General features: G+C 39.1%; 8 protein-coding genes. 2 read left to right on the top strand and 6 right to left on the bottom strand.

From position 1 onward, the window contains the following. Window positions 1–10: 10 nt before the first annotated feature. Window positions 11–1,480, top strand: a complete 1,470-nt coding sequence (crtD, locus tag AAC037_RS00930; protein ID WP_339900952.1) for a 1-hydroxycarotenoid 3,4-desaturase CrtD — start codon at window positions 11–13, stop codon at window positions 1,478–1,480. On the opposite strand, the gene AAC037_RS00925 is transcribed toward crtD, so the two are convergent. The 5 genes from AAC037_RS00925 to AAC037_RS00905 all read right to left on the bottom strand — a co-directional run bounded on the left by AAC037_RS00925 (window position 1,477) and on the right by AAC037_RS00905 (window position 12,202). Continuing rightward, the gene (locus AAC037_RS00925) at window positions 1,477–2,877 is read right to left on the bottom strand and encodes a transporter substrate-binding domain-containing protein (protein ID WP_339900951.1); all 1,401 of its coding nucleotides are present in this window, start codon (window positions 2,875–2,877) and stop codon (window positions 1,477–1,479) included. The two genes, crtD and AAC037_RS00925, sit on opposite strands and share 4 nt — an antisense overlap. Before the next feature lie 99 nt (window positions 2,878–2,976). After that, window positions 2,977–4,311: a TolC family protein gene (locus tag AAC037_RS00920; RefSeq protein WP_339900950.1), complete on the bottom strand. Its 1,335-nt coding sequence runs from the start codon at window positions 4,309–4,311 to the stop codon at window positions 2,977–2,979. Between the two features lies 1 nt (window position 4,312). Continuing rightward, window positions 4,313–7,375 (bottom strand): efflux RND transporter permease subunit, encoded by a 3,063-nt coding sequence (locus AAC037_RS00915; protein WP_339900949.1) that lies wholly within the window; start codon window positions 7,373–7,375, stop codon window positions 4,313–4,315. 9 nt (window positions 7,376–7,384) lie between these two features. Next, window positions 7,385–8,461, bottom strand: coding sequence for an efflux RND transporter periplasmic adaptor subunit (locus tag AAC037_RS00910; RefSeq protein WP_339900947.1), 1,077 nt, complete (start codon window positions 8,459–8,461; stop codon window positions 7,385–7,387). A gap of 342 nt (window positions 8,462–8,803) precedes the next feature. Next, the gene (locus tag AAC037_RS00905; RefSeq protein WP_339900945.1) at window positions 8,804–12,202 is read right to left on the bottom strand and encodes a carboxypeptidase regulatory-like domain-containing protein; all 3,399 of its coding nucleotides are present in this window, start codon (window positions 12,200–12,202) and stop codon (window positions 8,804–8,806) included. Between the two features lie 589 nt (window positions 12,203–12,791). Here AAC037_RS00905 and AAC037_RS00900 point away from each other — a divergent pair. Next, entirely contained in the window at window positions 12,792–13,493 is a 702-nt protein-coding gene (locus tag AAC037_RS00900) for a lysoplasmalogenase (protein WP_339900943.1), read from the top strand. 7 nt (window positions 13,494–13,500) lie between these two features. Here AAC037_RS00900 and AAC037_RS00895 read toward each other — a convergent pair. Next, the coding region (locus AAC037_RS00895) for an amino acid--tRNA ligase-related protein (protein ID WP_339900942.1) at window positions 13,501–13,722 on the bottom strand (222 nt) is incomplete at its 5' end.

The following is a 13,722-nucleotide window of genomic DNA, read 5'->3' as shown; positions in this document are numbered from 1 at the left end:
TTATTAATGAATGGATAAAAAGGTAATTATAATAGGGGCAGGCATAGCAGGTTTGGCAGCTTCAATTCGATTAACCGTAAAGGGGTATCAAGTAAAGGTTTTTGAGGCGAACCCTTATCCCGGCGGAAAATTGACCGAAATCAATATTGACGGTTACCGCTTTGATGCAGGCCCGTCCCTATTTACTTTACCTGAACAAGTAGAGGAACTGTTTGCTTTAGCAGGCTTAAAAACCGAAGACTTTTTCCGATACAAGAAGCTTGATGTCAATTGTAATTATTTTTGGGAAGATGGTACGAAGCTAAGTGCTTATTCCAATTTGGATAAATTCACTAAAGAAGTGGAGCATCAACTTGGAGAAAAACCTCAAAACATCAAAAAGGCACTGGATAAATCAGCCTATATTTACAAATACCTTGCCCCTTTGTTCATGCATAGGTCTTTGCACAAGTGGAGTACTTGGTTTAACAAAAAAGCCATGGCTTCTTATTTTAGGATTGCTAAGTTTGGTCTTTTCAACACCATGAATCAGGCCAATCACCGGCAATTCAAACACCCAAAGCTGGTTCAACTATTTAATAGGTACGCCACCTACAACGGATCAAACCCTTACCAAACCCCGGCCACTTTAAATATAATCCCACACCTTGAATTTAATAAGGGAGCATTCTTTCCTACCCAAGGAATGCACGACATCACTGTTAGCCTATACAATCTCGCAAAGCATTTGGGTGTGAATTTTCACTTTAACATGGCCGTAGATAAAGTCCTGGTCAAGGATCAAATAGCCATTGGAATACAAGCCGGGGACAAATCTTATAAAGCCGATTATATCCTTAACAATATGGACATGGTGACGGCCTATAAAACCATACTAAAAGAGGAAGAACAACCCAAACGATTATTAAAACAACCTAAATCTAGCTCTGCCTTGATTTTTTATTGGGGTATTAAAAAGTTTTTCCCTGAACTTGACCTACACAACATTCTATTTAGCAAGGATTATGAAAAGGAATTTAAAGCTATTTTTAAAGACAAAGACATCGATGATGATCCTACTGTGTATATCAACATCACCTCTATTCATAAAGAAAATGATGCTCCTAAGGGCGCCATGAATTGGTTCACCATGATCAATGTGCCTAATGATCAAGGTCAGGATTGGGAAAGTTTAAAAGCCAAGGCCCGAAAAGCCATTATTAGAAAAATAAATGCTACGCTAAAAACGGACATTGAGCCGCTGATTGAAGCGGAGCAAATATTAGACCCCATTGGAATAGCCACCAAAACTTCGTCAGCGAATGGAGCCTTATACGGCAATAGCTCCAACAACCGATACGCTGCTTTTTTAAGACACCCAAATTATAGTTCAAAAATAAAGAAATTGTATTTTTGCGGGGGAAGTGTTCACCCCGGAGGAGGGATACCATTGTGCTTATTGTCTGCAAAAATCACGGCAGAGATGATTCCTGATGCTTAAGAATCTACTAAAACCTTATAGGATTCATAAAGTCCATAAACTTCCCGAACATAGCGAACTGTCACATGGCCTTTGGCATAGCCACTTTTCACCCATGGATCTCGATACACTTCCGGTTTGGATTTTCTCTCCAAATAATACGCAACATTCTTCCACCTTTTGTTGTCCTTTCCATATTTATAGGCCAAGCGCCAAGCGTCTTGAACATGACCATGCCCTACATTGTAAGAAGCCAAAATAAACTTAATCCTTTCGTTGTTATCAGGCACACGGTCGAGCCAAAAGCCATCCAGGTATTTGAGGTAATTGACACCTCCCCTTAAACTTTCATTGGGATTGTTTGGATCATTCACCCCAAAACGTTGTAAAGTTACAGGCATAAGTTGAAGCAAGCCTACTGCTCCTGCATAGGAAACAGCAGAATGATTAAAGCGGCTTTCTTTATACACCAGAGCAGCCAATAATCTCCAATCCCAACCCAGTTTATCAGCTCCTTTTTTAATGATATTATCATAGGCCGAAATTCTATCGCCTGAAACAGAAGAAAAGGCTGATGAGGACCTGTGGTAACTGTTTTTCTTATTGAGAAAATACTTGTGGTACAATATGGCTTTGTATCCTGTTCGATTTATTCTTTCAATCCACTCATTGATCTTGGCTTCCAACTGAGGTGCATTTTTACGAATGGCCCAAGCCACTGGGTTGGGTTGACTAACCGTAAGACCTACGTCTAATAAATCATTATAGGTAGCATTTACCAAGGCAATGTCATTGTCCACCACTGTATAGTCTATTTTCTCTTCAATGACCTGATTGATCAAATCTTCCAAACTTGTGTTCTTTTCTTCTATAGACAAAGCAAGCGAGAGGGAATCACTTAGTAATGAAAGCCTTTCCTTATAAACCGTCCCTTTCTTTATATAAACCTTCTTATTGGTAAGTTGGGTAAGGCTGTCCACATGAGATTGATCTTTCCGCTGCACCACCACTGTTTTCATGCTATTAATCGGTGCAGTAAAATTGGCCCGCTTTTTTCTCTCCTCGTTTACTTCAAAGTTTATGGCAACAATATCAGCTTTCCCTTTATTCAAAAGGCGAAATCCATCTTCCAAATCATGCTTTACAATTAACCTTAGGTTCACCCCAAGCTGGTTCGCCAAATTACGAAGCAACTCAAATTCATAGCCCATGGTCCGGCCCCTATAGATATAATAGCTGGTAGATGAATTGTCTACAACCGCTCTAATAAATCCCCTTTTTTTAATGGCATCAAAATCTAAGACAGCAGGGGATTCCCAATATTCCGGCACCTCTATTTCTTCAACATTTGACTTGCATGAAGTCAATTCGAAAACAATTAATAGCAAGAAAAGGCAAGAAATGCTGGTTTTTGACATAGAGGGGGCACTCTAATCGTGCTTTGGTGTTATCAATTATAGGCTTTTATCCTTAATATACCAAAAATAGCCCTGCAAAATATAGGCACTGAGCCCCTATTACTCATGTAAATTCTCCTGCAAATTAGCGAAATAAATATTACCGGAAAGCCGCATAAGTTCTATTTCATTCTCCTTTATTGTATAAAGAGACTCTATCAATCTGCTCTCAGCTTGCAATCTGCTCACTTGGGCATCCCGAAATTCAAGATAATTAGTGATTCCCAATCGAAACCTGTCGAGTGTAATGTCAGAGCTCTCCACAGCCACCTCATAATTTAATTTTTCTATTTCCAAAAGTCGTCTGCTATTTTGGTACGTATTGAAGGTCCGCTGTAAATCAGACAGCATTTGATTTTCATATTGTTCCATCAAGTGCTTCTGGTTGTTGATTTGAATCTTAGCGGCTTGAATGCGCTTATTTAAGGCCAAGCCACTGAAGAGGTTTAAGCTTATGGTGGCCCCCAAATTAATTCCTTGCTGCTGATTACTCAGCAAAAATCCTGCATCCGAATTTAAAGTATTGTCTATATATGACCCATTTAAGGTAATGGTCGGTAGCCTTTGTGCCCGCAACTCTTTTAATTGGAGATAGGCAACATTTTCCATTCTTTGGGTAGCCAAAAAACCTTTATTTTGATCTAAAGCACTTTCTTTCAATTCTTCAAGAGAATAAGAATCCTCTATGGTGATGGTGTCATTGACTACAAAATTTTTATTTGGGCCGATGGCTAGTAATTCGTTCAAATTGACACTTGAATTTTGAATAACTTGTTCTTGGGAAACCAAGGCTGTAAGGTCTGCATTGTAATCCACCTGTGCAGCTAAAAAGTCTCTTTTTGATGCACGTCCAAATTCATATTGAGCTTTGGCGATCTCTAATCTTTCATCTGATAATTTTAAAGTGTGCTTGAGCACCTCGTACCGTTGTTGCTCAAGAACCAACCTGTAGTAGGCCGTGGCAATAGCAGCTACGGTATTTTCTATGACCACCTTGGCCTCCAGCTCAGATACTTCTCTCAATTTCCCCAAACGTTGCATGGCAACTACTGCATCTGCCCTAAAACCATAGATAGCTACCAAGCTATAGTTATTGTTTCTGGTTTGGGCATTGGGGATAATCCTTGGATTTTCCGGATCACTTACAAAGGCCTGTTCTGTATCTTCCTTTCTATAAACTCTGGTATTATTTAAGTCAAGCACTGGCATCAACAGACTTACGGCTTGTTTTTTCTCATTTTCTGCCAACAAAACCTGATTGGTAGCAATCTTAACATCAAAGTTATTTTCCAATCCAATCTCAACTGCCTTTTCAAAAGTTAAAGGTTCGTCCTCCTGTCCATACAATCTGCAGGAGAAAGCTACTATCATTCCTAGCAATATAATTTTCTTCATATTAAACTCTTGCTAATCTTCCTTTTTTAGATGTCAAATAGGTATATATACCCGGAATAATAAATAAGGTAAGTAGTGTTGCTAACAACATTCCACCAACTACCGCTACCCCCATCGGTACCCGTCCTTCTGAACCTGCTCCCAATGCCAAAGCTATTGGCAAAATTCCCAAGATGGTGGACAAACTGGTCATTAAGATGGGGCGAAACCTTGCTGCTGCAGCGCCTTCAATGGCTTCTGATATGGGAATCCCTTGGGCTTTACGTTGGTTGGCAAATTCCACAATCAATATCCCATTTTTGGTCACCAAACCAATGAGCATGATTATTCCTATTTGACTAAATACATTAAGGGTAAAATCAAATAACCACAATGAAAACAAGGCGCCAAATATCGCCAATGGCACCGTAAACATGATTGTCAATGGGTCCATAAAACTTTCAAACTGGGCAGATAAAACGAGGTAGATCAATATCAAGGCAAACACAAAGGCAAACACCAAACTACTGGAACTGTCTCTGTACTCCTTGGATAATCCGGCCACATCGGTGGTAAAGGTTTCGTCAAGCACTTCGGCTGCAATTTTATCCATTTCCACAAGTCCCGAACCTACTGTTTCTCCCGGAGCTAGGCCTGCCTGCACCGTTGCACTTACAAACCTATTGTATCGATAAAGTTGAGGTGGCGTACTTCTTTCATTGATCTTAACCAAATTATCCATTTGAATCAATTCGCCTTCATCACTTCTTACATATAGCATCCTGAGGTTTATGGGTTCATTCCTATCCTCCAACTGCATTTCACCAACTACTTGGTATTGCTTGCCATTCATGATGAAATAATCAAATCGCTGACCGGAATAACTCAGCTGAAGTGTTCTCGCAATTTCTTGCACCGAAACGCCTATGTTTCTGGCTTTCTCCCTATCAATCTCCACCTCTATTTCAGGCTTGGTAAATTTTAAATTGACATCGGGAAAAGTAAAAACGGAACTTTGTCCTACTTTATCCATAAAAACCGGGATAATTTCTTTTAACTTCTCCAAGGTCTGGGCTTGAATAACATATTGGATGGGTAGTCCGGCTCTCCTATCTCCAATGGATGGTTCCTGCGCTCCAAAAGCCCTAACGGCCGTCTTGTTCTTTAAATACACTGCCACATCATCAAAAATTTCTTGTTGACTTCTTTCCCTTGTTGCTGCATCCTTTAAAACCAATCGTATAAATCCTGAATTGGTACTTGCAGAACTAAACCCTGGAGAGGTAACCGAAATTAGCCCTTCTCTCTCTTCCTCAGGAATCATTTCAGAAAGTTCCACAGTCATTTCATCGATTATTCGGTCCATATAGCTAAAGGTAGCTCCTTCGGGTCCTGCCATATTGATTCTTATTTGCCCCCGGTCTTCTAAAGGTGCCAGTTCGGAAGGGATATTGCTAAAAAGATAATAAGTACCAAGTCCCATCAGTCCTACCAAAACAAAAGACATCCACTTTATTTTCATAAAAGAGGAAAGAGCTTGCACATAAACCTTGTTTAACCACAGAAAGAATGGCTCCGTTTTATTATACAACCAGTTTTGCTTTTTTCTTCTCTTCAGTAGCTTAGAACTGAGCATCGGTGTCATGGTAAGGGCCACAAAAGAAGAGATGATCACTGCTCCTGCCACAACCACTCCAAACTCCCTAAACAGCCTTCCTGTGGTACCTGTAAGAAAAATCACTGGTAAGAATACTGCAGCTAACGCTACTGTAGTGGCTATAACGGCAAAGAATATTTCCTCAGCCCCCTGCTCCGCTGCAGTTTCCGGATTTTCTCCATTTTCAATTTTGGAATAAATATTTTCCAACACCACTATGGCATCATCTACCACCAGCCCTATGGACAATACGATACCTAGCAAGGTCAGTACATTGATGGAAAACCCTGCCATATACATGATAAAAAACACACCTATCAAACTAATGGGGATGGTAAGTACAGGAATAAAGGTCGTGCGCCAATCTCTTAAAAACAGAAAAATAATAAGCACCACCAACATGAAGGCCACAAAAATTGTCTGTTGCACTTCGCTGATTGAATTTCTTATAAATTTGGTGGTGTCAAATCCTATCCCCAGTTGAATATCCTCCGGCAGGTCTTTCTTTATAAATTCCAGTCTTCGATAAAACTCATCTATGATTTCAATACTATTTGATCCCGGTAAAGGAACCAAGGCTACCCCTACCATGGGCACCCCGTCTCTTTTTAACACAGTTCTTTCATTCAGAGGGGCTATCTCTGCATTTCCGATATCTTGAAAGCGCACCACATTATTGGATTCTTCTTTAACAATCAATCGGTTAAACTCTTCTGAAGTACTCATCCTACTCCGGGTCCTTACCGAAAGCTCTATGGATTCACCTTCAATTTTCCCGGTAGGGAGTTCCACATTTTCACTTTGAACTTTGTTGAGGACATCTAAGGGTGTAATGCCGTAGGAAGCCATTCGTAAGGGATCCATTCGCAAACGCATGGCATATTCTTTTTCTCCCCAAATTCTGATTTCACTGATACCATTGATGGTCTGTAGCCTTTCTTTGAAAATATTGGTGGCGATATCAGACAACTCCAATAAGCTTCGTTGATCACTTTGTACATTTAAAAATACAATGGGCTGGGTATCTGCATCTTGCTTGGAAACGATAGGGGGATCTGTATCGGGGGGGAGGTTTCTTTGGGCCCTTGAGACTTTATCCCTCACATCATTGGCGGCGGCCTCCATATCGGCCCCGATTTCAAATTCCACCGTAATGCTACTGTTCCCATCATTACTGATGGAAGACAAGGATTTTATTCCGGAAATACCATTAATGGCTTCTTCCAGGGGCTCTGTAATCTGTGCCTCAATTACATCCGCATTGGCTCCCACATAAGTCGTTCTTACATTCACCACCGGAGGATCCACACTAGGGAATTCACGGATTCCTAAAAAGGAAATTCCAATGATAGCAAAAATCAAAATAGTGAGTGACATCACTATAGACAATACGGGTCTTCGAATACTGATCGTAGATAAACTTGACATATTATTCTATCAGTTCGTTAAGTTAACATCAACGGACATTCCATCCTTTGCTTGTAGTACACCTGTAGTTAATACCAGTTCTCCGGGTTTTACCCCTTCCAACAACTGTACCCTGGTATCTGATCTTTGACCGATTTCCACCTTTCTAGATTCGATGACACCATCTTTGGCCACAAAAACCTTGTACCCTTCCAATTCCGGAATTACTGATTCTGATGGGACAAGAATGGCATCTGACACCTCATCTAATACCAACCGAACCCTTACAAACATTCCAGGAAGAAATTTCTTTCCTTTGTTTGGACTCTGAGCCCTAATTTTTAAAGTTCTGGTAGCCGCATCTATATTCGGTTCAATGGCATATACCTTTCCTTCTGCTTCTTCATCGGAAATATTTGAGTTGAAATAAATGACCGTACCCACCTTTATTTCATTGGAATACCGTTCAGGAATTGAAAATTCTATTTTGATAGGGTCTACATTGACAATGGTGGCAATAAGATCAGAAGTACCGATTACACTTCCTTCTGATATTTGCCTGAAACCTAACTCTCCATCAAAGGGTGCCCTGATGACCATTTTATTTAATTGGGCTTCAATTAAGCGCAAATCTGCAAGATTGGTATTGTATTGATTGAGGACTATGTCGTATTCTTCCTGGCTAATGGCCTCTTTTGTCAATAACTGCTTTTGCCTTTTTTCCTGACTTTCATACAACTTTTTGGTATAGGCTAACCTGTCATATTGGGCTTTTAACTCGTCATCATTTAAATAAAGTAAAGGTGTGCCTTTTTTCACAAACTGCCCTTCCTCAAAAGTTATTTTCTCTACCAAACCATTCACTTCAGGTCTTAGGTTTACTATTTCATTGGGTATAAGTGAGCCTGTGATATTCAAGTTGCTTTCTAGGGGCTCTTCCTTTAGTTTAATTACATTTACCGGAAGATTTGATTGAACCCCTGTAGTAACATTTTCTGTACCCGCCGTTTCCCCTTCAGTGAAAAGCTCCATTCTTGGATAGAAAAATATAAACCCTATCACTAATAGGATAATTACAGACAAAATGATTTTGGTTTGGTTTTTCATTCTGAAAACTAATGTATCGTTTAACCAACAAGTTTATTTTAAAGATATAAGGTTAAAGTAACCCTATTTTTATTAGCAAAAAAACATTAAAATTTAAGAGGTAAAACTAAGCCATTAATGGCAAGAGAATGGAATATTTAAGGGCAGAAATCATATTATTAAAAAACACCAAGCGAATATTGCCATTTCCTATCTATATTCCCATATCCGTAATTTTATTTATCATTCATTGAAAAAATAGTATTTAAGCCCGTATTTGCCAAAATGGGCCTTTTTTTGCCAATAAAAAAAGGTCACCTATAAAGGCGACCTCTTTTATTGTATAGCAATCTAGTTTGAAAATTAAAACAAATACCTTAAACCAACCTGCATGCTCCAAGTGGTTCCAAATCCACTAACATTTCTGAATGAGTTTGTAGGAAGGTTTCCTGAAATGGTTGTTAGATTAAAATCAGGAGTGGCACTTACTGACCCGGCTCTTGAAAGTAAATTCTCAGCACCATTTAAGTCGTCCTGAATTCCCCAATCGCTATTTAGCAAATTACCTAGGTTCACAATGTCCACACTCAACTGAACAGTGTTTTTCATTTTCCCAAAAGTCTGAGAAACATCCTGTAAGATACGGATATCGAACCTGTTTAACCATGGGTTAAGGAAGGCATTTCTCGGCAAGTAATCACCTCTGTATTCACTCAATCCATTTTCTTCTACATAGGCATCAAAGGCAGCTCTTTGCTCTGCGGCTGTATAAACCACACCATCATCATCTGTAATGTCAACAAAATTCATGGTAGAAGAATTTTCAGGAAGGTATATCAAGTCACCGGTAATACCATCTCCATTAAAATCATTGCCATAAGTATACGAGAATCTACCCTGATGTGCTCCATTATAGTAAAGTCCAATTGTTGTAGCCAATGCATTTGCATATTCAATTCTATAACTTACACTTCCGACTATCCTATGTGGGATTGCGAAGTTAGAGATATGCAGCATTTGGTCGTTTGGACTATTAATAGTAGGACTTGCACCCCATGCAGAACTCGCATTGGATCCATCATTGGCCGAAACTTCTTTTGCTGAAGAATAAGTGTAATACAAGGAAGCACTAATACCTCTGTGATAAGGAACTGACACACCAACTGTCCCACTAAAGCTTCTACCTTTGATACTGGTGTTGGAAAGAACAGTAGCATTGTTTCCTCCCATTACACTGTTATAAGCAGTACTTTGGCCCGGAAGAAAGACTTCTCTAGTATCACCATAATCACCCGGAGCTCCACTAGAACCATAATCCATGGTATTGGTAGACCTTACTCGGTTAGCCCCGTATTGGAATACGGCATTGATATCTCTGGTGTACAATAAATCTGTTGTCAATAGCAATGGTGTATTTGGAATTTGGTAATCCAAACCAAAGCTGGATCTCCATACCATTGGCATTTTAAAATCAGGGTCTACCAACGCGAATGACCCAGGTGCTCCTTCTGTTGGAGACGAAATAAATACATCTTCAGCTCCTTCAGGAACATTTTCCACATAATAGTAACGCTCTGGTTGGAAAGTGATGTTGTCTATCCACCCTTCAACTTGCTCGTAACTTCCCGGCTCAACGTTATTCTGGATCACACCTGCATTGGTAGGCATATTGGTCAACCATACGAATGGTACCCTTCCAGAAAATACGCCGGTACCACCTCTCAATGTAAGCGAACGGTCACCAAATACGTCATAATTAAATCCAAACCTTGGAGAGACCATTAATTTAGAAGTTGGCCACTCTCCTGAGTTGTAATTGGTAGGCATTCCAAATTGATTGGTCAGGGTAATCTCGTTGATGGATTCGTTAGCCGTTAATTCATTCAGGTAAATCGGAAGCTCAGCACGAAGACCAAAAGTAATGCTAAGGTCATTATTTACTGCATATTTATCCTGAGCATAAAGAGAGGCCAATCCAAAATTAACCCTGGAATAGGTATCTTGTCCTGCATAAGGGTAAGTCAAGCCAAATATGGTAGGAGCAACTTCGTTGGCAGTCCCTGTAGTAAGGAAGTCTTCTACAGATGCATAACGATAATAGGACGTTCCCATTCTCGTATAACTGTTACCAAAATTCTGAAGTTCAAAGGCAGCACCCATAGTGATGTTGTGCTTCCCTTCTACATAATTCAAGTTATTGATAATAGAGTAATTATTGTTAATAACGTCATTGTTATAAGTAAATAACTCCGTACCAAAAGAAATATAATTCATGGAACCTTTGTCCTTTACCATATTTCCATTACCATCATCAACTAAATCGCCACCATCCCAGATGTCAACAAAAGGGAAAAGTTGGTCTGATGGAGAAGTTCTTTTGTCCTGAATTCTAGAATATGTAGCCAATAATTGGTTAGACCAACTTGTGCTGATGTAACTATTCAATTCTGCAGTAATGGACCTTACAGAATTTTCAAATCCATAATTTCCATTTTCAAAGGTCATGGCATTCTGACTAACCCTTGCTCCATTTGGCCATGGAGCCCTAGGACGAGGACCTGAAGTGGCATTGGCCAATTGATTAGAAGTACCAATTACTTGGTTGTACCTCACGGCCAATTTGTTCTTTTCATTGATGTTCCAATCAATCCTTGCTAGCAATTTGGTGCTGGCTTGTTCCGCCTCATTGGCATAGCCTTCATATCTTCCCGGATCATACCCCCATTGGTTGATCAGGTGGTTTTGAACAGCTTCCAAATCTGTTCTTGTAGGTCTGGCAATATTATTTTCAGGATCAGCAATACCGTCTTCTGACGGTCTCCAAAGGTTTACTCCGGAAGCATTAGCTCCTGTGAGGATCTCTCTTTCGGCATTTACAAAGAAGAACAATTTGTTTTTGATAATTGGTCCTCCCAATCTAAAGCCAAAATTCTTGGTGGCAGCATCTACAGCCTCCAATTCATTGTCACCAATTTTCCTTCCCTGAAGGGATTGGTTTTTAAGGAAGTAATAGGCAGAACCTTCTAAGGTATTGGTTCCACTTCTGGTTACGGCATTGATACCTGCACCTGTAAAGCCACTTTGCAACACATCATATGGCGCAATATTTACAGTAATTTCTTCAATGGCATCCAGAGAAATTGGTTGAGAATCTCCCCCTGGTAGTGGGTCACCACTTAAACCAAACCCATTGTTAAAGTTTGCTCCATCAATCTGAAGGTTATTGTACCTTGCATCCCTTCCCGCAAAGGAATTACCACTGGCTTGAGGGGTTAACCTTGTAAATTCAAGTACACTCCTGTTGATCTGTGGAAGGTTTTTTAATTGTTCATTGGAGATATTGGTGGCAGTACCTGTGCGGTTTGAAGTGAAGTCTGAACCCCTGTCTCCTTCTACAACAAACTCTGTCAATTCCGTGTCTCCGTCAATAAGCGCGGCATTTAAATTATAAACCTCTCCAAGCCTCAAGACTATTCCTGAGAATAGTTGAGATTCAAAACCAAGGTAATTAATTTCAATAGAGTAGGGTCCTCCCACTCTCAGGTTGGGTAGGTTAAACCTTCCATCCACATTGGTAACAGCTCCATACACGGAACCGGAAGGCTCGTGGGTAGCTTTTACAGTAGCACCTATCAGTGCCTCTCCTTCGGTGTCAAACACAGCTCCTTGAACAGAACTGGTAGTTACTTGCCCATAACTGCTCCCAATAGCCAGAAACAGCAATAGCACAACAAGCATTCTTTTTTGTAATAGTTGCCTCATTTTCAAATATTTAATAGGTATAAATAAATAATAGAATCAAAAATAGGATCGGCTTTATTTGGGTACAAATATAATCTTAAATTAGGGCTATTAGAATAGCTAACTATTAAGTTTTCAATTGAAGTGCCAAAAATAATTAACAAATTCCTAACATTAGAATTTAGAAGGAAATATTTTAAACCTTTTATTAACTCGATTGAAAAAAAATAATCAATCGTAAATCTAAAAATTGCCTTACAATTATTCCAAATCCACTTCTAAAGTTTAAGAAAGGTCTAAATCAAAAATTCATTAAATGAAATTTCTAAACTTTATTCTAAGCCTTCCTAAAACTGCTGTTCTTTAAAAGCATTATTTTCATAGAAACTCATTATCTTCAATTTTATAAAACGAGCAAAGTAGCAGCTGTTGTCTTCTCTACTTTAATTCGTCCAAAATCATTCAAATTGTAAATAATGCTGACCTCTCAAAAAGGAATCATTTTCTTTCAAACTACAAAGAGAAGTAAATGCCAGTACACTTTTAACAACCACCTAAGTACCTGATTGGTTCGACTTTAAGACAATTAAAAATAAAGAAATTAAAAAAAATGCGTAAAAAAGAAATCTTATGGTTATATGTCTTCCTCTTTACATCCTTGGCAGATATTTCAATGATCATTCATGCAGAGATTAATTATAGGTATTTCACCAAACCTTTGATTATGCTCTCTCTCTTGCTTTATTTTTTGCAAAGCACAAAATTGATCAAAGGAAGTTTACTACGTATCACCGTTTCTGCCGGCCTGTTTTTCTCCTTCCTGGGAGACGCTTTGCTTTTAAACAAAGACTTGTTTTTATATGGCCTCGGCGCCTTTTTTATGACACATGTATGTTATATAATAGCCTTTAAGCTGACTCAAAATCAGACCTTAAACCTATTTAAGGTAAATTTTATAAAAATGTTTGTTTACAACCTTCCACTTTACATCCTAACAGCATTCATCTACTTCCTGATTCATGCGCAGTTGAACGAATTAAAAATTCCGGTTATTATATATACAATGGCCATTGTCATGATGGTGACAATGGCCAGAGAAAGGTATGGTAGAACCAATAATTCAAGCTTTTGGCAATTGTTTATTGGTGCTTTTCTATTTTTTATATCTGATAGTTTGCTGGCCTTAGATCGGTTTTTTTATCCCATAATCGATGGAGATCTTTATATTATGGGCACCTATATTTTAGGTCAACTATTGATCATTATGGGAATAAGAAGCCACCTTTTGCAAGTTCATAAAGCTTCCTCTTAAATTCCGTTTATTCTTTTTCTCTTTCTTTTATATCCAATGACAATTCAATCAATTGTTCATCAGAAATGCTGCTTGGAGAGTTAATCATCACGTCTCTACCTGCATTATTCTTTGGAAAGGCAATATAATCCCTAATGGAATCTGTTCCTCCAAAGATGGCACATAAGCGATCAAAACCAAAGGCAATCCCACCGTGAGGAGGAGCTCCAAATTCAAAGGCTTCCATAAG

The sequence above is a fragment of the uncultured Cyclobacterium sp. genome (assembly GCF_963976465.1).
Taxonomy (GTDB): domain Bacteria; phylum Bacteroidota; class Bacteroidia; order Cytophagales; family Cyclobacteriaceae; genus Cyclobacterium.
Note: the sequence above shows the minus strand (reverse complement) of the source record. Positions and strands in the feature narration are given on the sequence as shown.

Coding starts and splice junctions, on each gene's coding strand:
- crtD (WP_339900952.1), top strand. CDS start 11: ATGGATAAAAAGGTAATTATAATAGGGGCAGGCATAGCAGGTTTGGCA.
- AAC037_RS00925 (WP_339900951.1), bottom strand. CDS start 2,877: ATGTCAAAAACCAGCATTTCTTGCCTTTTCTTGCTATTAATTGTTTTC.
- AAC037_RS00920 (WP_339900950.1), bottom strand. CDS start 4,311: ATGAAGAAAATTATATTGCTAGGAATGATAGTAGCTTTCTCCTGCAGA.
- AAC037_RS00915 (WP_339900949.1), bottom strand. CDS start 7,375: ATGTCAAGTTTATCTACGATCAGTATTCGAAGACCCGTATTGTCTATA.
- AAC037_RS00910 (WP_339900947.1), bottom strand. CDS start 8,461: ATGAAAAACCAAACCAAAATCATTTTGTCTGTAATTATCCTATTAGTG.
- AAC037_RS00905 (WP_339900945.1), bottom strand. CDS start 12,202: ATGAGGCAACTATTACAAAAAAGAATGCTTGTTGTGCTATTGCTGTTT.
- AAC037_RS00900 (WP_339900943.1), top strand. CDS start 12,792: ATGCGTAAAAAAGAAATCTTATGGTTATATGTCTTCCTCTTTACATCC.